Origin of the sequence: Phycicoccus sp., from assembly GCF_035325325.1 — a bacterium.
Taxonomy (GTDB): domain Bacteria; phylum Actinomycetota; class Actinomycetes; order Actinomycetales; family Dermatophilaceae; genus Phycicoccus.
Window position 1 is genome coordinate 1 of sequence record NZ_DAOLAC010000035.1, and the last position, 18,264, is coordinate 18,264.

The window sequence follows — 18,264 nt, forward strand, 5'->3', positions numbered from 1 at the left end:
TACCGACTCCTCGAACACGGCCCCTCACCGGCTTGACCAACCATAGGAGCGTCGCTCGCCGGGACGCCGCGAGGGGTCGACCCCGCAGTCCCGGCAGGTGTGCCCCGATGTCCCTTCTCCGCGGGACACCGGGCCCGACACGGTGTGGTCATCGACGCGACAGGGGTCGCGTCCCGACCCGAAGGCAGCACGATGACCACCCACGTCACCACCCACAACCCGGTCCGCTCCGACCTCGCCCCCGAGGCCGGACCCGCGACCACCGAGAACGCCGACACCCCGTCGCGGCTCTGGAGCATCGCCGGCATCGGTGCCGGCGTCGCCGCCCTCGCGGCCGGAGTGAGCGCCGGCATGATCGACCCCGTGTACGACGAGACGCTGCGCGGCGACGCGGAGGGCGTCCTCCAGAAGCTGACCACCTTCGTCCCGCACATCGCCGTGTTCCAGGTGACGGCCAGCATCGCCGCGGTGCTGTTCGTCGTCTTCGGCCTGGGGCTGGCCCGCCGGCTCCGGGTGGCCCTCCCGGTGGGGCACCTGGCCCCGGCGGCGGCCGCGGCCGGGCTCGTCGGCACCGCCGTCGTGCTCGTCATGGGCAGCGCCCTCAACACGGAGTTCCTCGCCGTGGCCACGAAGCCGGAGATCGCGGTGCCCGAGGCGGCCGCCTTCTACAACCACTGGACGGGCACCGTGCCCGGGTGCTGGCTGCTCGTCGGCCTCTCCGCCCTGGCCGTCCACGCGGCCGCCCGGGCCGGTGGAGTGCCTCGCTGGCTCGGCCGCACCGGCCTGGTCCTCGGCGGCCTGACGCTGCTCGTCGGCACGCTCCCCGTGCAGTACATGGCCGGGCTGACCGGCCTGGTCTGGCTGCTCGTCACGGCGATCGGCTTCCACGTCGGCGACCGCGGGTTCCGGCGCGGCCGATGAGCGACACCGTCGCGCGCGACGCCGGTTCGGCCCCCACCGGGCCGGACCGGCGTCATGATGTGCCCGTGACCGAGGAGGTGGCGGCGACCAGGGGGCGGGCGGCCCGCCCCGACGTCGTCGTGACCGCCCTGGTCCTCTCCCTCGGCATCGCCTGCCTCGTCGCGACCGTCCTCGTCGCGGTGCGCACGTCCGGCCGGCCGCGGCTGTGGACGCTCGGGGAGGGGATCACCGCCGGCAGCGGCCTGGGCACCGCCCTGTCCGGCGCCGTCATGTGCGTCTTCGCGGCGGTCGTCCTCCACCGCGGCGGGCACCGCACCGTGGGGCTGGTGCTCGGCGCCACGGGGCTGTTCTGGGCGACCGACGGGCTGGCCGACGGCTGGGTCTCCCTCGGCCTCGTCAGCCCGGCCCCCCTCCCCGGGATGACCTTCGCCGGCTGGTACCTCCTGCGGTTCACCTCGCTCCTGCCGGCCACCCTCGTCCTGCTGCCGCTCGTCTTCCCGGACGGGCGCTTCCTGCCCGGGTGGTGGGGACGCGCGAGCCGCGCCTGCATGGCCGTGATGGTCGGGTCGGCCGGCCTCTTCGTCGTCCTGCCGGACGACACCCGTGTCGTCGGGCGGCTGCCGCCCGGCTACGACCGCGACTGGGCCGTCCTGGGCGCCCTCGACCGGCTCGGTGACCCGACGCCGGTCGTCTTCCGGGTGCTCACCGTCGTCGCCCTCGCCGTCCCGGTCGGTGTCGTCACCCACCGGTACCGGCACTCCACCGGGCGCCGGCGGGACCAGATGCGCTGGCTGCTGTGGGGCGCGCTGGTCACGGCGGTGGCCATCCTCGTCACGGCCGTCGTCCCGCTCGGCCCGCTCGAGGACGCCGTGTTCTTCGGCATCGTCACCCTCCTTCCCGCGTGCCTGACCATCGCCGTCGTGGACCCGCGGCTCGTCGCCATCGACGAGCTGCTCGGACGGACCGCGCTGCTCGCCCTCGTCGGCGTGGTCCTCGTCGCCGTCGACCTCGCGACCGTCGCGGGGCTGACCGCACTCCTCGGCGACTCGCTCGAGGAGCCGCAGGTGGTCGTCGTCGTCCTCCTCCTCACCGTCGTCCTGTACGGCCCACTGCGGCAACGGGTCTCGCAGGTGGTCCGGCGCCTGATGCTGGGCCGGGGTGACCGCTACGACGCCGTTGCCGGCCTCGCGTCGACCCTCGAGACGGCGGACGAGGGCGCGGGCCAGCTCGCGGCCGTGGCCCGGGCGGTCGCCGACGCGTTCGGCGTGGGGTTCGTGGCGGTCGAGGTCGAGCGGGGCCACGGGGAGCGGCTCGTCGCCACCCACGGCGTCCGACCGGCGCAGACGCGGACCCTGCCGATCTCGTACCGCGACACGGCCGTCGGACACCTGGTCCTCCCGGCCCGTGGCGTCCGCAGCCGGCTGACCCGGGCCGACGAGCAGCTGCTCGGGGACCTCGTGCGGCAGGCCGCAACGGCCGCCCGCTCCAGCCGGCTCGCCGAGGAGCTCCAGGACAGCCGCGAACGGCTCGTCACCGCCCGCGAGGAGGAGCGGCGCCGCATCCGCCGGGACCTCCACGACGGGCTGGGACCGGCGCTCAGCGGGGCCGTCTTCCAGCTCGAGTCGGCCCGGCTCCTCGTCGACCGCGACCCGGTCGCGGCCAAGGACCAGGTCGCCGCGGCGAGCGGGCACCTGCAGGAGGTCGTCGCGGACGTGCGCCGGCTGGTCCACGACCTGCGGCCGCCCGCGCTCGACGACCTCGGGCTCGTCGGGGCGCTGCGGCAGCAGGGGGCGCGGCTCGACCCGCCGGCGACGGTGCTCGCCGAGGAGCTGCCGCCGCTGCCGGCGGCCGTCGAGGTCGCCGCGTTCCGGGTCGCGAGCGAGGCGATGACCAACGTCGCCCGGCACGCCCGGGCGAGGACGTGCACCGTGCGGCTCGCCGCGACCGGCGGTGAGCTGCGGGTCGACGTCACCGACGACGGCGTCGGGATCGCCCCGGACTCGCAGGCGGGCGTGGGGCTCGTCGGGCTGCGCGAGCGCGCGGCCGAGCTCGGCGGCACGAGCGAGGTCACCTGCCCCGCCGCGGGTGGCACCGTGGTCACCGTCCGGCTGCCCCTGAGGAGGGACCCATGACGATCCGCGTCGTCGTCGTCGACGACCACCGCATCGTGCGGGAGGGACTGTCCGCCCTGCTCGGTGCGCTGGACGACACCGAGGTCGTCGGCACCGCCGAGGACGGCCGCGACGCCGTCCACGTCGTCGCCGAGGCGGCCCCCGACGTCGTCCTCATGGACATCCAGATGCCCCACCTGGACGGGATCGAGGCGACCCGGATGATCACGGGGCGCCAGGACGTCCGGGTCGTCATGCTGACGATGAACGAGGACGACGAGACGGTGCTCGCGGCGATGCGCGCGGGCGCCTCCGGCTACCTGCTCAAGGGGTCCGGCGCCGCCGAGGTCCAGAACGCGGTCCGGGCGGCGGCCGCCGGCGGCATGGTCTTCGGGGCCAGCCTGGCGAGCAGGGTCTCGTCGTACTTCGCCGGGATGCAGCCGCCCACGAAACCCGTCGCGACGCCCTTCCCCGAGCTGTCCGACCGGGAGCGCGAGGTCCTGGAGCGGCTCGCTGCGGGCAAGTCGAACGACGCGATCGCGGCCGAGCTGTTCGTGTCGAACAAGACCGTCCGCAACGCCGTCTCCGGGATCTACGCCAAGCTGCACGCCGCGGGACGGGCCGAGGCGATCGTCGCCGCGCGCGAGGCGGGCTTCGGACGGGGCTGACCCGTCACCGGTGGCCCGCCGGGCGTCGCGCCGGGCGTCGCGCCGGTCTCACGATGCGGGACCTGCCCGGTGCCGAAACGCGATGCTTACCGGGCAGCGGTTCCCGAAACGTCGGCGAAACACGACACGGCGCACGGTGAAACCTCCGCCACCGACGCTGTCTCGGGTACGCGGACGGGATCTCTCGGCCGGGACCGAGTCGCCCGGTACGCCCGTCCGACAGACCGAACACTGGAGGATCCTTGGACGGCTACTACGCCTTCATGCTGGTCGCCACAGCCCTCGTGCTGATGATGACCGTGCCGGCGCTGGCGCTCTTCTACGGAGGCATGACCCGCTCGCGGTCGGTCCTCAACATGATGATGATGTCGTACGGGGCCTTCGGCATCGGCGCCATCGTCTTCGTCCTGTGGGGCTGGTCGATGGGCTGGGGAGGCCTGGGCAACGGCCAGCTCATCGGCAACCCCTTCGAGCTCTTCGGGCTCAAGGACGTCAGCTGGCACAGCGCGGCCGACGGCACGGGTAGCCCGTACGTCGGGGTGCTCTTCCAGCTGACCTTCGCGACGATCACCGCGGCCCTCATCTCCGGCGCCATCGCCGACCGGGTGAAGTTCTCGTCGTGGATGGTCTTCGTGCCGCTCTGGCTGACCCTCTGCTACTTCCCGATCGCGCACAACACGTGGGGCGGCGGCTTCATCTACAGCCACCTCGCCCAGCAGGACTACGCGGGCGGCACGGTGGTCCACATCAACGCCGGTGTCGCCGGTGGCGTCCTCGCCCTCATCATCGGCCGGCGCAAGGGCTGGCCGAAGGAGCCGATGAAGCCGCACAACCTCACCCTGACGATGGCGGGCGCCGGCCTGCTGTGGTTCGGCTGGTACGGCTTCAACGTCGGCTCGGTCGTCCTCGCCGGGGACACCGCCGAGGCGAGCACCGCGCAGTTCATGTCCGAGACCGGGTTCACCTTCATGAACACGACGCTCGCCACCTGCGCCGCGATGCTCGGCTGGCTCGTCGTCGAGCGGGTCATGCACGGGAAGGCCACCTCGCTCGGCGCCGCCTCCGGCATCGTCGCGGGCCTCGTCGCCATCACCCCGGCCTGTGGCGCGGTCGGCCTCGCCGGCGCCATCGCCATCGGGGCGATCTCCGGGGCGGTCTGCGCCTGGGCGGTCGGCCTGAAGTTCAAGTTCGGGCTGGACGACTCGCTGGACGTCGTCGGCGTCCACCTCGTCGGCGGCCTGCTCGGCACCGTCCTCATCGGGTTCTTCTCGACCTCGGTCGCCCCCGGCGGTGTCGACGGCCTCTTCTACGGCGGTGGGTTCTCGTCGCTGCTCAACCAGACCGGCGCCGCGCTCTTCACCGTCCTGTGGACCGGCATCTTCACCGCGATCATCGGCTACGCCATCAAGTACACCATCGGCTGGCGGGTGTCGGACGACGCGGAGGTCGAGGGCATCGACTACAACGAGCACGGAGAGACCGCCTACGAGCTGGCCGGCCGGGGCGGGCGGATGACCTCCGCGTCCTCGTCCTCGCCGCCGCCCAGCCGACCGAGCGCGGAGAGCCTCGACCTCGAAGGAGCCAAGTGATGAAGCTCGTCACCGCCATCATCAAGCCGCACCAGCTCGACGAGGTGAAGGAGGCCCTCGAGGCCTTCGGCATCCAGGGCATGACGATCAGCGAGGCCCAGGGCTACGGCCGTCAGCGCGGGCACAGCGAGGTCTACCGGGGCGCGGAGTACACCGTGGACTTCGTGCCGAAGACCCGCCTCGAGGTCCTCGTCGACGACATGGACTCCGCCTCCGTCGTCGACGTCGTCCTCAAGGCCGCCCAGACCGGACGGATCGGTGACGGCAAGGTCTGGGTCACCCCCGTCGAGGAGGTTGCCCGGGTCCGCACCGGGGAGCGCGGGGTCGAGGCGATCTGAGCGATGGCCACCTCCTCGAGCGACATCGGCTCCCGGAGGCTCGACCTGGCCGGCACCCGCGACTTCCACGTCGCCGGTGCCGGCCGGGCGCGCCGGGAGGCCCTGTCCACCTTCAACCGCGCGTGGCTCGCCGAGGTCTGGCGGTCCGCGACCGGTGGGGTGCGCCTCGAGGGGGTGGCCCTCGCGGCCGTCGGCAGCCTCGGCCGCGGTGACGCCGGCCCGCTGTCGGACTACGACCTCGTCCTCGTCCACTCCGAGCGCTCGCTCCCGGCCAAGGAGCTGACGGCGCTCGCCGACCGGGTCTGGTACCCGATCTGGGACGCCGGGGTCCGCCTGGACCACAGCGTCCGCACCGTCACCCAGTGCCGGCAGGTGGCTGCGGGCGACCTCACCGCCGCCGTCGGGATGCTGGACCTCGCCGCGGTCGCAGGGGACGCCCAGCTCGTCGCCGCGGCCCGCTCGACGGTCGCCCACGACTGGCGGGGCAACGCGCGCAAGCGGCTCCCGTCGCTCGTCGAGGCGCTCACCGCCCGGCACGCGCGCCAGGGTGACCTCGCGCAGTCGATCGAGCCCGAGCTCAAGGAGGCGCACGGCGGCCTGCGCGACATGACCGTCCTCGCGGCGCTCGCCGAGGCGTGGCTCGCCGACCGACCGCACGGCGGCGTCGACGCCGCCCACGAGCTGCTCCTCGACGTCCGCGACGCCGTCCACGTCGTCACCGGCCGCGGCCGCGACCGCCTGGGTCGCGAGGACCACGACGCCGTCGCCGCGCTGCTCGGGTACCCCGACGCCGACGACCTGCTGACCGCCGTCTCGGACGCCGGCCGGCTCATCGCCTACTCGCTCGACGGCACGGTGCGCCGCGCCGGGCAGTCGCAGCGCGCGCGCACCCTGCGGGTCGGTCCGCGCCGCCCCCAGATGACCCCGCTCGGCCACGGCCTCTTCGCGAGCGACGGCGAGGTCGTCCTCGGGTCCTCGCGGCTCGCCGAGACCGACGACGGGATGGCCCTGCGCGCCGGCGTCGTCGCCGCCCGGGCCGGGCTGCCGATCGCCCCCGCGACCCTCGAGAACCTCGCCGCGAGCGTCCCCGACCTGCCCACTCCCTGGCCGGTCGCCGCCCGCGACCTGCTCGGCGACCTCCTCGCCTCGGGCCCCGGGCTGGTCACCGTCTGGGAGGGCCTCGACCAGGTCGGCATCGTCGAGCACTGGCTGCCCGAGTGGGCGGCCGTCCGCTCGCGACCGCAGCGCAACGCGGTGCACCGGCACACCGTCGACCGCCACCTCGTCGAGACCGTCGTGCGGGCCGCCGGGCTGGTCCGGCGCACCTCGCGGCCGGACCTGCTCCTCGTCGGGGCCCTGCTGCACGACATCGGCAAGATCCGCGGTGCGCACGACCACTCGGTCACCGGCGCCGAGACGACCCGCACCATCGCGGTGCGGTGGGGCTTCGCGCCGCGCGACGTCGAGGTCCTCGTGACGCTGGTCCGCGAGCACCTCACCCTCATCGAGCTCGCGACCCGCCGCGACCATCAGGACCCCGCGACCGTCGACGCCGCGGTCGAGGCGGTCGGTGGCGACCGCGAGGTCTTCGAGATCCTCCTGGCCCTCACCGAGGCCGACGCGTCGGCGGCCGGGCCGCTCGCCTGGACCGACTGGCGGGCGACCCTGCTCGAGCAGCTGGCCGTCGCCGTCCGGGCCCGGCTCGAGCAGCCGCAGCCCCACCCCGGCGAGCGGGCCGAGGACACGGTCGCCGAGGGACCGGGTGTCCTGGACCCGGCCGTCGCGGGGGCGGTCCGGGCCGGCGAGCCGCGGGTCACCGTCGTCTCCGGCGGCGGGTCGCACCGGCTCGACATCCTCGACGTCGACCGGGTCGGGCTGTTCGCCGACACCGCCGGGCTGCTCGCGGCCGAGGGCCACACCGTGCGCACGGCCATCCTGCGCACCGTCGAGGGGGTCGCCGTCGACGAGTGGCACGTCGAGTCGCCGTCGGGCGCGGTGCCCGACCCCGAGCGCATCGTCCGCGGGCTCGCCCGGCTGGGGCGCGGCGACCGCGGCCCGCTGCAGACCCTCGACCGCCGCCGGGCGCACCTGCCCCGGCCGTCGGGGTCGTCGGGCATCGGCTCGCCCGGGCAGGCCAGGGCGCTCGTGGTGCCCGGAGCGAGCACCGAGGCCACGGTGCTCGAGGTGCGCGCCCAGGACCGGCCGGGACTGCTCCACGAGCTGGGGGCCGCGCTCGCCGGGGCCGGGGTCTCGGTCCGCTCCGCGCACATCGCGACGTACGCCGGCCAGACCCTCGACACCTTCTACCTCACCGGCGCCGACGGGCTGCCGCTGCCACCCGCCCGGGTCGCGCAGGCGGTCAGCCTCGTCATCGACACCTGCGACGGCGTCGGCCCCTCCTGACCCGACTCCCGCGCGCCACGCGCGTATCGGGTGACCCGATACCGCTGCGCTTCCCCCGAGAACCGTTGTGGGGTGAAGCGCGGTCGTATCGGGTGACCCGATACGCGTGAGGTCCGGAGGGTGCGGGGTCTCGGTCCGGCGGGGCGTGCGCCAGTCGTTAGGCTGTCCCGGTGTTCAACTCCCTGTCCGACCGCCTGACCGAGACCTTCCGCAACCTGCGGACCAAGGGCCGCCTCAGCGAGTCCGACGTCAACAAGACGGTCCGCGACATCCGGCTCGCGCTGCTCGAGGCCGACGTCGCGCTGCCCGTCGTCAAGGCGTTCACGCACAACGTCCGCGAGCGGGCGCTCGGAGCGGAGGTCAGCGAGGCGCTCAACCCGGCGCAGCAGGTCGTCAAGATCGTCAACGACGAGCTCGTCTCGATCCTCGGCGGCGAGACCCGCGGCATCCGCTTCGCCAAGCAGCCGCCGACCGTCATCATGCTCGCCGGCCTCCAGGGCTCGGGCAAGACGACCCTCGCCGGCAAGCTCGCGTACTGGCTCAAGGAGCAGGGGCACACCCCGATGCTCGTCGCGGCCGACCTCCAGCGCCCGAACGCGGTCACCCAGCTCGAGGTCGTCGGGCAGCGGGCCGGGGTGCCGGTCTTCGCGCCCGAGCGGGGCAACGTCTCGGGGCACGACGCCGTCGGCGGCGACGTCGAGGGCACCCGCTCGCACGGCGACCCGGTCGCGGTCTCCCGGCACGGCATCGCCGAGGCCACGGCCCGCCAGCACGACGTCGTCATCGTCGACACCGCCGGCCGGCTGGCCGTCGACGAGAACCTCATGCGCCAGGCCGCCGACATCCGCGCCGCGATCAGCCCGGACGAGGTCCTCTTCGTCATCGACGCGATGATCGGCCAGGCCGCCGTCGAGACCGCGGAGGCCTTCCTCGAGGGCGTCGACGTCACCGGCGTCGTCCTCACCAAGCTCGACGGCGATGCGCGCGGTGGCGCCGCGCTCTCGGTCGCCGAGGTCACCGGGCGGCCGATCATGTTCGCCTCGACCGGCGAGGGCGTGAAGGACTTCGAGGTCTTCCACCCCGACCGGATGGCCTCGCGCATCCTCGACATGGGTGACGTCCTCACCCTCATCGAGCAGGCCGAGAAGGCGTTCGACCGGGCCCAGGCGGCCGAGATGGAGCGCAAGTTCCTCGCCGCCGAGGACTTCACCTTCGACGACTTCCTCCAGCAGATGGCGGCCATCAAGAAGATGGGCTCGCTCAAGTCGATCCTCGGGATGATGCCGGGGATGGGCCAGATGAAGGCCCAGCTCGACGCCTTCGACGAGCGCGAGTTCGACCGCGTCGAGGCGATGGTCCGCTCGATGACGCCGTTCGAGCGCAACCACCCGAAGCAGATCAACGGCTCGCGCCGCGCCCGCATCGCCAAGGGCTCCGGGGTCTCGACCTCCGAGGTCAACCAGCTCCTCGAGCGCTTCGGCGACGCGCAGAAGATGATGAAGCAGCTCGCGAAGGGCGGCGGCATCCCCGGGATGCCGGGGATGGGCTCCGGTCCGGGCAAACGCGGGCGCCAGCAGGCCCCGCAGCGCAAGAAGTCGAAGTCGGGCAACCCGGCGAAGCGGGCCGCGGAGGAGCGCGCGGCGGCGCAGAAGGCGTCGCAGCGTCCGGTCTCCGGCTCGAGCTTCGGCGGGGCCGGCGAGGTCGACCCCGCCGCGTTCGACCCCGCGCAGCTGCCCAAGGGGTTCGAGAAGTTCCTGGGCCAGTGAGCGCCGGGGGGCTGCACACCCTCGCCGTCGGCACCGACGGACCCCGGGTGGCCTTCCTCCACGGCCTCTTCGGCCAGGGCCGCAACTGGACCCAGATCGCCAAGGCGCTCGCCGGGCCGGACGGCACCGGCGCGCGCTGCCTGCTCGTCGACCTGCCCGACCACGGGCGCTCGCCGTGGAGCGAGGAGTTCTCGTACGAGGGCTACGCCGACGCCGTCGCCGCCACCCTCGCCGCGGCGGCGCCGGGGGAGCGGTGGGTCGTCGTCGGGCACAGCCTCGGTGGCAAGGTCTCGATGGTCCTCACGCTGACCCACCCCGAGCTCGTCGGCAGCCTCGTCGTCGTCGACATCGCGCCGAAGGACTACGGCGACCTCGACCGGTTCCGTGGCTACATCGACGAGATGCAGGCCCTTCCGCTCGAGGAGCTGACGAGCCGCTCGGACGCGGAGGCTCGGTTCCGCGAGTCCGACCCCGGGGTCAAGGCGTTCCTCCTGCAGAACCTCCGGCGCCACGGCGACGAGTGGTCGTGGCAGGCCAATCTCGCTCTCGTGCACCGGGATGCCGAGCGCGGGCGGGAGTCGCGCATCGCCGGGTTCCCGGCGCTCGGCGGGCGCTCCTGGGACGGGCCGGTCGTCTGGCTCGCCGGAGCGGAGTCGGAGTACGTGCGCGAGCCCGACGTCGCCGAGATGCGGGCGCTGTTCCCCCGCACCCGGCTGGTCACCGTCAAGGGCGCAGCCCACTGGGTGCACACCGACGCCCCCCAGGTGGTCGTCGAGACGCTCCGCCGCGTGCTCGCCGCCGGTCCCGGCTAGGGGGCGTCGGGGTCGGGCAGGTCGTCGACCGACCGGAGCCCGAACAGCGGGCTGCGGACCAGCCAGACGAGCGAGAACGCGGCGGCGACCGAGCCGACGACGATGGCCGGACCGGTGCCCACGAGGCCGGCGAGCAGGCCGCCGAGCGCTGCGCCGAGCGGCCGCGTGCCGTAGTTGACGGTCGTGAAGGCGCCCTGCACCCGGGCCCGCACGGCATCGGGGATGACCGCGGTCATCACCGCGTTGACGTTGACGTCGAAGAGCATCACGCCGAAGGCGCTGACCGCCTCGACTGCCGTGAGGACAGCCGCCTTCGCGAGGTCGGTGCCGTGGGCGAGGGGGAGGGCGGCTATCGGGAGGGTGAACAGCAGGGCGCCGGCCGCTGCCGTGTACCCCGTGCCGATGCGGCGCGCGACCCGGCCGGCGAGCACGGCCCCGAGCAGTCCGCCGACCGCGCCCACGCCCAGGGCGAGGCCGATCATCCCGGCGGACAGGCCGAGGCCGCGGCTGGCGAACACGACGAGCAGCGCCTGGACGACCATCGTGAAGAGGTTGACCCACGAGACGCAGCGCAGCATCGGGGCGAGGAACGGGTCGTGCCACACGTGGCGCATCCCGTCGACGACGCGGCGGCGCACCGAGGAGCCGTCGTCCGGGGCCGGGACGCGGTCCGGGACGTCGGCGGTGCGCAGCAGGGAGGCCGAGGCGAGGAACGAGAGGCCGTCCACGACAAGGGCGTAGGGCGCCGAGAGCAGCTGGACCAGGCCGCCACCGAGCGCCGGGCCGGCGATGAAGGACCCCGACCGGGTCGCGCTGAAGAGGCTGTTCGCCTCGACGTAGCGGGAGCGCGGGACGAGGGCGACGAAGAAGGGCTGCCACGCCGAGCGGAAGAGCGTGGACCACGCGCCGAGGAGGAGCGCGACGGCGAGCAGGTGGGCGAAGGAGAGGGCCTCGAGCAGCGCGGCCACCGGCACGGTGAGGACCACGAGCGCCCGGGCGAGGTCGGCCACGACGAGCAGCCGCCGGGGGCGGGGCCGGCGGTCGACCCACGTGCCGACGAGGAGCGCGAGGAGGTTGGGCAGCCAGACCACGGCGGTGAGGACGGCGACCCGGGAGGCGCTCTCGTCCAGCACGGTGACGGCGACGAGGGGGAGGGCCAGCTCCGAGACGCGGTCGCCGAGCTCGGAGACCGTCTGCGCGGCCCAGGCCCTGGCGAACCGCCGACCCCGCCACAGGGCGCCGGCCGGGGCGGCGCCGGTCGTGGCGTCCGCCGTCCGCTCAACCATCGTCGAGGTCCGGGAGGACGTGCCGCAGGAGGTGGACCGTGCGGGCGTCCGCGGGCGCCGCGGACGGGTCCTCCTTGCGCAGGACGTAGGGAGCGAGCAGCTCCTCCCACGCGGCCTCCAGGGCGAGCAGCTCCTCGCGGGTGAGCAGGACGCGGGTGCTCGAGCGGCCGGCGAGCTCGAGCCACTCGCGGGGGAGGGTCGGCTCGACGTCGCGGTGCCAGTCGCCGACGACGTCGCCGTCCACCTCCTCGATGACACTCTCCAGCGCGCGGCCGGCCTCGAGCGCGCCGGGCCCCTCGAGGGTCAGCCGGTACCCACGGCTCACCGCCTCCCACCAGCGTTCCCGGCCGGAGCCCCGCGCGGGCGAGTCGCGGACCATCCCGTGCTCGGCGAGGTGGCGCAGGTGCCAGCTCGTCACCGACGGCGTCGCGCCGACGAGCGGGGAGAGCCGGGTCGCCGTGGAGGGCCCGTGCCGCTGGAGCTCGCCGAGGATGCGCACCCGGACCGGGTGGGCGAGGGCACGCATGCCGTGCGCGTCGAGCTCGAGGTCGCCGTACGGGTTGGCCATCGGAGCCTCCTCCTGATCTGAGAGGACAGTATCGAGAGAGTTCTCTCACGTCAATGACCGGGGTCGCCGTGGAGCGCTCGCTAGGGTCGGCCCATGGCATCGGTGCTGCACCTCACGGGTCCCGTCCTCGTCGGCCGCGAGCAGGAGAGGCCCGAGGCGTGGGTGCTCGACGGCCGGGTCACGTACGGGCGGCCGGCCGGCGACCACGACGTGACGACCCTCGAGGGGTGGGTGCTGCCCGGCCTCGTCGACGCGCACTGCCACGTCGGCCTCGTCGCCACCGGCGCGACCGACGCCGCGACGGCCGAGGCGCAGGCCACGGCCGACCGCGACGCCGGCACGCTCCTCATCCGCGACGCCGGCTCGCCGTCGGACACGCGCTGGGTCGACGAGCGCGCGGACCTGCCGAGGATCGTCCGCGCCGGGCGGCACATCGCCCGCACCCGCCGCTACATCCGCAACTTCGCGTGGGAGGTCGAGCCGGAGGGCCTCGTCGAGCGCGTCCGGCTCGAGGCACGGGCCGGTGACGGCTGGGTCAAGCTCGTCGGCGACTGGATCGACCGCGAGGTCGGCGACCTCTCGCCGTGCTGGCCGCTCGACGTCCTCACCGACGCGGTCGCGGCGGCGCACGAGGAGGGGGCGCGGGTGACGGCGCACTGCTTCGGCGAGCAGAGCCTCCATGACTTCGCGGCAGCGGGCACCGACTGCATCGAGCACGCCACCGGGCTCGTGCCCGAGAGCATCGAGGCGTTCGCCCGGCAGGGCATCGCCGTCGTGCCGACGCTCGTCAACATCGACACCTTCCCGCAGATCGCCGAGCCGGCCCGCGAGAAGTTCCCCGAGTACCACCGCCACATGCTCGACCTGCACGCCCGGCGCTACGAGACGGTGGCTGCCGCCCACGAGGCGGGCATCCCGGTGTTCGTCGGGACCGACGCGGGCGGGTCGCTGCCGCACGGGCTCGCCGGCCAGGAGGTCGAGCGGTTGACGCGGTGCGGGTTCTCGCCGCTCGACGCCCTCGACGCCGCGACGTGGGCGTCGCGGGAGTGGCTGGGGCGCACCGGTATCGAGGAGGGCGCCGAGGCGGACCTCGTCGTGTACCCGGCCGACCCGCGCGTCGACGTCGGGGTGCTCGCGCACCCGCGCGCCGTCGTGCTCCGCGGGTCCGTCGTCGGCGGCTGAGGCAGGCGGGGCGCTGCGTCAGCCGCGGCGCGCCGCCTCGGCGTCCTCGAGCTCGGCCAGCTCGCGGTCGAGACCGGCGCGCTCGGCCCGGTGCGCGCGCACCGACCAGGCGACCGCCCCGGCCCACACGACGGAGAGCACGGCGTAGACCGCCCAGCGGGCGCCGTCCGAGGCGTCGAGCCAGTCGCCGCGCAGGATGGTCCGGCCGTTCGTGAGGACGATGACGCCACCGACCGCGGACCCGAGGACGCGCGGCGGGACGTGGCGCACCAGCCACGCCGCGACCGGGGCGGCGACGAGCCCGCCGCCGAGGAGGGCTGCGACCCACGCGAGGTCGAGCTCCTCGGTGCCGAGCGCGAGGAGGAAGCCGGTACTCGCGGCGACCGAGACGAGGAACTCGCTCGTGTCGATCGACCCGACGACCCGACGCGGCTCGAGCCGGCCGCTCGCGAGGATGGCCGGGGTGCCGACCGGTCCCCAGCCGCCGCCCCCGGTGGCGTCGACGAAGCCCGCGACGAGGCCGAGGGGGGCGAGGAAGCGGGAGCGCAGCGGGTGCCCGAGCCGGTCGCGGCGCAGGCCCTGGACGGTGAAGCGCACGAGGACGTACACCCCGAGGGTCAGGAGGACGAGCGACATCAGGGGAGCGGCCGTCCTGGTGTCGAGGCCGGAGAGGAAGGTCGCGCCCGCGAAGGCGCCGAGCGCCCCGGGGATGCCGATGCGCAGCACCACGCCCCAGTCCACGTTGCCGAAGCGCCAGTGCGAGGCGCCCGAGGCGAGGGTCGTCCCGATCTCCGCGAGGTGGACCGTCGCCGAGGCGGCCGCCGGGTTCGCCCCGATCGCGAGGAGGAGGGTGCTCGAGGTGACGCCGTAGGCCATGCCGAGCGAGCCGTCGACGAGCTGGGCGCCCAGGCCGACGAGGGCGAGGAGGACGAGCTTGCGCACGGCGGTCTCCTGGGGTCGGGCGGCCCGGCCGGCCGCGACGAGGACGACCCTTGCATCACTGCGCGTTATGGACAAACCAATCAAGCCTTATGTCTCGCATCGTGGATTCGGCGACGCGAGCGGGCTCTGGCAGACTGGACCTCTGTACCCGTCCGGGCCCGCCCTCTCGTGTGGCACCGGACCGGACGCCTACACACCGGGCGTCGGCTCCCCGCACGCATCTCGTGCGGTCTCGCCGCGTCCACAACACGAAAGCGAGACCACCTCCGTGGCCGTCAAGATTCGCCTCAAGCGGATGGGCAAGATCCGCACCGCCATCTACCGCGTCGTCGTCATGGACTCGCGCACCAAGCGCGACGGTCGTGCGATCGAGGAGATCGGCAAGTACGACCCCAACCAGGAGCCGTCGCTCATCGAGATCGACATGGAGCGCGCCGACTACTGGGTCGCGCAGGGTGCGCAGCCGACCGAGGCCGTCGCAGCCCTCCTCAAGCACTACAAGGACGGCACCCTCAAGGTCGCCGAGCCCAAGCCGTCGAAGAAGGACCTCTACGAGGCCGCCGTCGCCGCGGCCGGCAAGGCGGACGCCGACGGTGGCGCCGCGACCACGCCGCGCAAGAAGGCCGCGGCGAAGAAGACCGAGGCCCCGGCTGCCGAGACGGCCGCCGAGGAGGCCCCGGTGGCCGCCGACACCGACGGTGGCGAGGCCGCGGCCGAGTCCACCGACGCGGACGCCGACGCGTCGGCCACCGACGCCACCGACGCCGACAAGGCCTGACCGTGCTCGAGGAAGCTCTCGAGCACCTCGTGACGGGCATCGTCGACCACAAGGACGAGGTCCAGGTCCGGCGCCGCGACCTGCGCCGCGGTGAGGTCCTCGAGGTGCGCGTGCACCCGGACGACCTCGGCCGGGTCATCGGCCGCTCGGGCCGCACGGCCAGCGCGCTGCGCACCGTCCTCGGGGCGCTCGCCGGTGGCCGGCAGGTCCGCATCGACATCGTCGACACCGACCGGGTCCGCTGACCCCGGTCCACGACGGCGGGACCCCCTCACCGGGGGTCCCGCCGTCCGCCGTTCTCGGAGAGGATGTCCCGCGTGAGCGAGTCCACCGTCGTCGCCCGCATCGGCAAGCCGCACGGCCTGCACGGTGAGGTGACCGTGCGCCTGCACACCGACCAGCCCGAGCGGCGGCTGGCCGTCGGCGCCGTCCTCGACACCGAGGCGGACGCCGGCTCGGGCGTCCCGCGCACGCTGACCGTCCGTTCGACGCGCGTGCACCGGGGCATCTGGCTGGTCGCGTTCGAGGAGGTGCCCGACCGCACCGGGGCCGAGGGCCTGCGCGGCACCCGGCTCGTGCTGACCGGCGACGCCGCCGGGATTGCGGACGAGGCGGACGAGGACACCTTCACCGAGGCCGAGCTCGTCGGGCTGGCCGCGGTGTCGCCGGCCGGCGAGGAACTCGGCGAGGTCGTCGGCCTCGTCCTCGGCGCCGCCCAGGACCGGCTGGTCGTCCGGCTCGCCGACGGCCGCGAGGGCGAGGTGCCCTTCGTCGCGACCCTCGTCCCGGAGGTCGACGTGGCCGGCGGCCGGGTGGTCCTCGAGGTCCCGGGCGGCCTCTTCGACCTCGAGGGCTGAGCACCGTGCGCCTCGACGTCGTCTCGATCTTCCCCGAGTACCTCGCGCCGCTCGACCTCTCGCTCATCGGGAAGGCGCGGCGCGACGGCCTCCTCGACCTGCACGTCCACGACCTGCGCGACTTCGCGCACGACCGGCACCGGACGGTCGACGACAGCCCGTTCGGCGGCGGCGCGGGGATGGTCATGAAGCCCGAGCCGTGGGCCGAGGCGCTCGACGCGGTCGTGGCGGCCGGGGCGTCCGGGGCGTCCGGGGCGGCCGCGGCGTCCGGGTCGGTCGGCGCCGCCGCCGTCCCGCACCTGCTCGTGCCCGGACCCGGCGGGGTGCCGTTCACCCAGGCGATGGCCCACGAGCTCGCCGCCGAGCCCTGGCTCGCCTTCGCCTGCGGGCGCTACGAGGGGATCGACGAACGGGTCTACGAGCACGCGGCGGAGCGGATGCCGGTCACCGTCGTCTCCCTCGGCGACTACGTCCTCAACGGGGGAGAGGTCGCGGTCCTCGCCGTCGTCGAGGCCGTGGCCCGGCTGCTGCCGGGGGTGGTCGGCAACGCGGAGTCGCTCGTCGAGGAGTCGCACGAGGGCGGGCTGCTCGAGTACCCGGTCTACACCCGGCCGGCGGCGTGGGACGACGGCGGGGTGGTGCGCGAGGTGCCCCCGGTGCTGCTCTCCGGCGACCACGCCGCCATCGCGCGGTGGCGGCACGAGGAGCGCGTGGCCCGCACCGTGGCCCGGCGTCCCGACCTCGCCGCGGCGTCGGCCGCGGTCGGCGGGCTCGGCGGGCTCGAGGTGCGTGCCGCGGTGCCGGCCGACGCCCCGGAGCTGCTCGTCCTCCAGCGCGCCTGCTGGATGCCGGAGGGACGGATCTCGGGCTCGTGGCACATCCCGCCGCTGGAGGAGTCGCTCGACGACGTGCGCCGCGGCCTCACGGAGTGGACGACGTGGGTGGCGCGAGTGCCCTCCGGCGGCGGCACCCCCGGCCGGCTCGTCGGGTCGGTGCGAGGCCGGGTGCGACCGGGGGAGCCCGAGGTCTGGGAGTCCGGCCGGCTCATGGTCGCCCCCGACCTCCAGGGTCGCGGCCTCGGGCGCGCCCTGCTCGGGCTCGCCGAGTCCGCCGCGCCACCGTCGGTCACGACCTTCTGGATCAACACCGGCCGGGTGAGCGAGGCGAACATCCGGCGGTACAGGAGGGCGGGCTACCGGCTCGTGCCCGGAGAGGGCGCGTTCTCCGGCACGGTCGACCTCACGCGGCGCCGGCGTTGACGCCGTCCTCGCGTCCGGTCAGGGGCGCAGGGACGCCCTGAGGTCGTCGGGCAGCAGCAGGGCCCGTCCGATGAGCCGCTCGGCGACGACCGCGGTCACCGTCTGCGCGGCCATGATGCCGACGAGGACGAGGACCTGCGCCGCCGCGGCCTGCGCGGGCGTGCCGCCCCCGAGGAGCACGCCGATGAAGGCGCCCGGCAGCGTGACGACGCCGGCCGTGCGCACCTGGTCGAGGCCGGGGACGAGGGCCTCCGGTACCCGCCGGTGGACGACCTCCTCGACGGCCTGGGCCCGGCTCAGGCCCAGGGAGAGGGCGGCCTCGTACTGGCCGTGCTCCTCGCGCAGCGCGGCGAACGCCCGTCGGCAGGTCAGGGTGTGCCCGTTCATCGTGTTGCCGGCGATGATGCCGACGACGGGGACGAGGGCCAGCCCGGTCGGCGGGACGGTCCGGGTGGCGAGGACCACGACGACGACCGGCAGCAGGCCCGACAGCATCGCGACGGTCGCCCACGGCCACGCGCGCGGTGCCTCGACGCGGCGCACGGTGGTCAGCACGGCGACGCCGAACATCGCGCAGAGGAGCAGCACCGAGAGGACGAGCGAGCGGACCACCGCCGTGATGACGAGTGCGGCCACGCCGAGCTGGCCGACGGCCCGGGCCATCGCGAGGACGGGGGAGGCCGGCCGGGGCAGTCGCCCGGCGAGGTAGCCGGCGACGGTCACGGCGAGGAGGACGACGACCGCGAGGGCGACGGGCAGGCCGGGGTCGATCGTCACCCGCGCA

The 18,264-nt window shown here is 74.6% G+C and carries 17 protein-coding genes; 13 read left to right on the forward strand and 4 right to left on the reverse strand.

What is annotated here, in order from left to right; genetic code table 11:
- Positions 1-192: 192 nt before the first annotated feature.
- From PKA89_RS16530 to PKA89_RS16565, 8 genes are all read left to right on the forward strand, one after another.
- Positions 193-921, forward strand: coding sequence for a hypothetical protein (locus PKA89_RS16530; RefSeq protein ID WP_324421292.1), 729 nt, complete (start codon positions 193-195; stop codon positions 919-921).
- A 65-nt stretch (positions 922-986) separates the two neighbouring features.
- Positions 987-3,053: a sensor histidine kinase gene (locus PKA89_RS16535; RefSeq protein ID WP_324421294.1), complete on the forward strand. Its 2,067-nt coding sequence runs from the start codon at positions 987-989 to the stop codon at positions 3,051-3,053.
- Positions 3,050-3,700, forward strand: a complete 651-nt coding sequence (locus tag PKA89_RS16540; protein WP_324421296.1) for a response regulator transcription factor — start codon at positions 3,050-3,052, stop codon at positions 3,698-3,700. Before PKA89_RS16535 ends, PKA89_RS16540 begins: the two co-directional genes overlap by 4 nt.
- A 242-nt stretch (positions 3,701-3,942) precedes the next feature.
- Complete coding sequence (locus PKA89_RS16545; protein ID WP_324421298.1) at positions 3,943-5,289, forward strand: ammonium transporter; 1,347 nt, start codon at positions 3,943-3,945, stop codon at positions 5,287-5,289.
- Entirely contained in the window at positions 5,289-5,627 is a 339-nt protein-coding gene (locus tag PKA89_RS16550) for a P-II family nitrogen regulator (RefSeq protein WP_324421300.1), read from the forward strand. The genes PKA89_RS16545 and PKA89_RS16550 overlap by 1 nt, the downstream gene beginning before the upstream one ends.
- A gap of 3 nt (positions 5,628-5,630) precedes the next feature.
- Complete coding sequence (locus PKA89_RS16555) at positions 5,631-8,030, forward strand: [protein-PII] uridylyltransferase (protein WP_324421302.1); 2,400 nt, start codon at positions 5,631-5,633, stop codon at positions 8,028-8,030.
- Positions 8,031-8,200: 170 nt separating this feature from the next.
- Positions 8,201-9,796, forward strand: a complete 1,596-nt coding sequence (gene ffh, locus PKA89_RS16560; RefSeq protein ID WP_324421304.1) for a signal recognition particle protein — start codon at positions 8,201-8,203, stop codon at positions 9,794-9,796.
- Entirely contained in the window at positions 9,793-10,608 is an 816-nt protein-coding gene (locus tag PKA89_RS16565) for an alpha/beta fold hydrolase (RefSeq protein ID WP_324421306.1), read from the forward strand. Before ffh ends, PKA89_RS16565 begins: the two co-directional genes overlap by 4 nt.
- Here the strand turns inward: PKA89_RS16565 and PKA89_RS16570 are convergent.
- Positions 10,605-11,894 carry an MFS transporter gene (locus PKA89_RS16570; RefSeq protein ID WP_324421307.1) on the reverse strand — a complete coding sequence of 430 codons (1,290 nt, stop codon included), beginning with the start codon at positions 11,892-11,894 and terminating at the stop codon, positions 10,605-10,607. The genes PKA89_RS16565 and PKA89_RS16570 overlap by 4 nt on opposite strands.
- On the reverse strand, positions 11,887-12,462 hold the full coding sequence (locus PKA89_RS16575; protein ID WP_324421309.1) for a helix-turn-helix domain-containing protein: 576 nt from the start codon (positions 12,460-12,462) through the stop codon (positions 11,887-11,889). The genes PKA89_RS16570 and PKA89_RS16575 overlap by 8 nt, the downstream gene beginning before the upstream one ends.
- A gap of 93 nt (positions 12,463-12,555) precedes the next feature.
- Between PKA89_RS16575 and PKA89_RS16580 the strand changes: the two genes are divergently transcribed.
- Entirely contained in the window at positions 12,556-13,644 is a 1,089-nt protein-coding gene (locus tag PKA89_RS16580; RefSeq protein WP_324421311.1) for an amidohydrolase family protein, read from the forward strand.
- Between the two features lie 18 nt (positions 13,645-13,662).
- On the opposite strand, the gene PKA89_RS16585 is transcribed toward PKA89_RS16580, so the two are convergent.
- A complete protein-coding gene (locus tag PKA89_RS16585; RefSeq protein ID WP_324421371.1) occupies positions 13,663-14,586 on the reverse strand; it encodes a sulfite exporter TauE/SafE family protein in 924 nt (307 codons plus the stop codon).
- 268 nt (positions 14,587-14,854) lie between these two features.
- Between PKA89_RS16585 and rpsP the strand changes: the two genes are divergently transcribed.
- From rpsP to trmD, 4 genes are all read left to right on the forward strand, one after another.
- On the forward strand, positions 14,855-15,364 hold the full coding sequence (rpsP, locus tag PKA89_RS16590) for a 30S ribosomal protein S16 (RefSeq protein WP_324421313.1): 510 nt from the start codon (positions 14,855-14,857) through the stop codon (positions 15,362-15,364).
- Between the two features lie 2 nt (positions 15,365-15,366).
- Positions 15,367-15,609: an RNA-binding protein gene (locus PKA89_RS16595; protein WP_324421315.1), complete on the forward strand. Its 243-nt coding sequence runs from the start codon at positions 15,367-15,369 to the stop codon at positions 15,607-15,609.
- A gap of 63 nt (positions 15,610-15,672) precedes the next feature.
- Complete coding sequence (gene rimM, locus PKA89_RS16600; RefSeq protein WP_324421317.1) at positions 15,673-16,221, forward strand: ribosome maturation factor RimM; 549 nt, start codon at positions 15,673-15,675, stop codon at positions 16,219-16,221.
- A 5-nt stretch (positions 16,222-16,226) separates the two neighbouring features.
- Positions 16,227-17,480 (forward strand): tRNA (guanosine(37)-N1)-methyltransferase TrmD, encoded by a 1,254-nt coding sequence (gene trmD / locus PKA89_RS16605; RefSeq protein ID WP_324421319.1) that lies wholly within the window; start codon positions 16,227-16,229, stop codon positions 17,478-17,480.
- 18 nt (positions 17,481-17,498) lie between these two features.
- Here the strand turns inward: trmD and PKA89_RS16610 are convergent, their stop codons facing one another.
- Positions 17,499-18,257 carry an ABC transporter permease gene (locus PKA89_RS16610; RefSeq protein WP_324421321.1) on the reverse strand — a complete coding sequence of 253 codons (759 nt, stop codon included), beginning with the start codon at positions 18,255-18,257 and terminating at the stop codon, positions 17,499-17,501.
- Positions 18,258-18,264 lie beyond the last annotated feature (7 nt).

What these genes read in the sequence shown, in the direction of transcription:
- PKA89_RS16530 (WP_324421292.1), top strand. Translation starts at nt 193, where the DNA reads ATGACCACCCACGTCACCACCCACAACCCGGTCCGCTCCGACCTCGCC.
- PKA89_RS16540 (WP_324421296.1), top strand. Translation starts at nt 3,050, where the DNA reads ATGACGATCCGCGTCGTCGTCGTCGACGACCACCGCATCGTGCGGGAG.
- PKA89_RS16550 (WP_324421300.1), top strand. Translation starts at nt 5,289, where the DNA reads ATGAAGCTCGTCACCGCCATCATCAAGCCGCACCAGCTCGACGAGGTG.
- PKA89_RS16555 (WP_324421302.1), top strand. Translation starts at nt 5,631, where the DNA reads ATGGCCACCTCCTCGAGCGACATCGGCTCCCGGAGGCTCGACCTGGCC.
- PKA89_RS16570 (WP_324421307.1), bottom strand. Translation starts at nt 11,894, where the DNA reads ATGGTTGAGCGGACGGCGGACGCCACGACCGGCGCCGCCCCGGCCGGC.
- PKA89_RS16575 (WP_324421309.1), bottom strand. Translation starts at nt 12,462, where the DNA reads ATGGCCAACCCGTACGGCGACCTCGAGCTCGACGCGCACGGCATGCGT.
- PKA89_RS16580 (WP_324421311.1), top strand. Translation starts at nt 12,556, where the DNA reads ATGGCATCGGTGCTGCACCTCACGGGTCCCGTCCTCGTCGGCCGCGAG.
- rimM (WP_324421317.1), top strand. Translation starts at nt 15,673, where the DNA reads ATGTCCCGCGTGAGCGAGTCCACCGTCGTCGCCCGCATCGGCAAGCCG.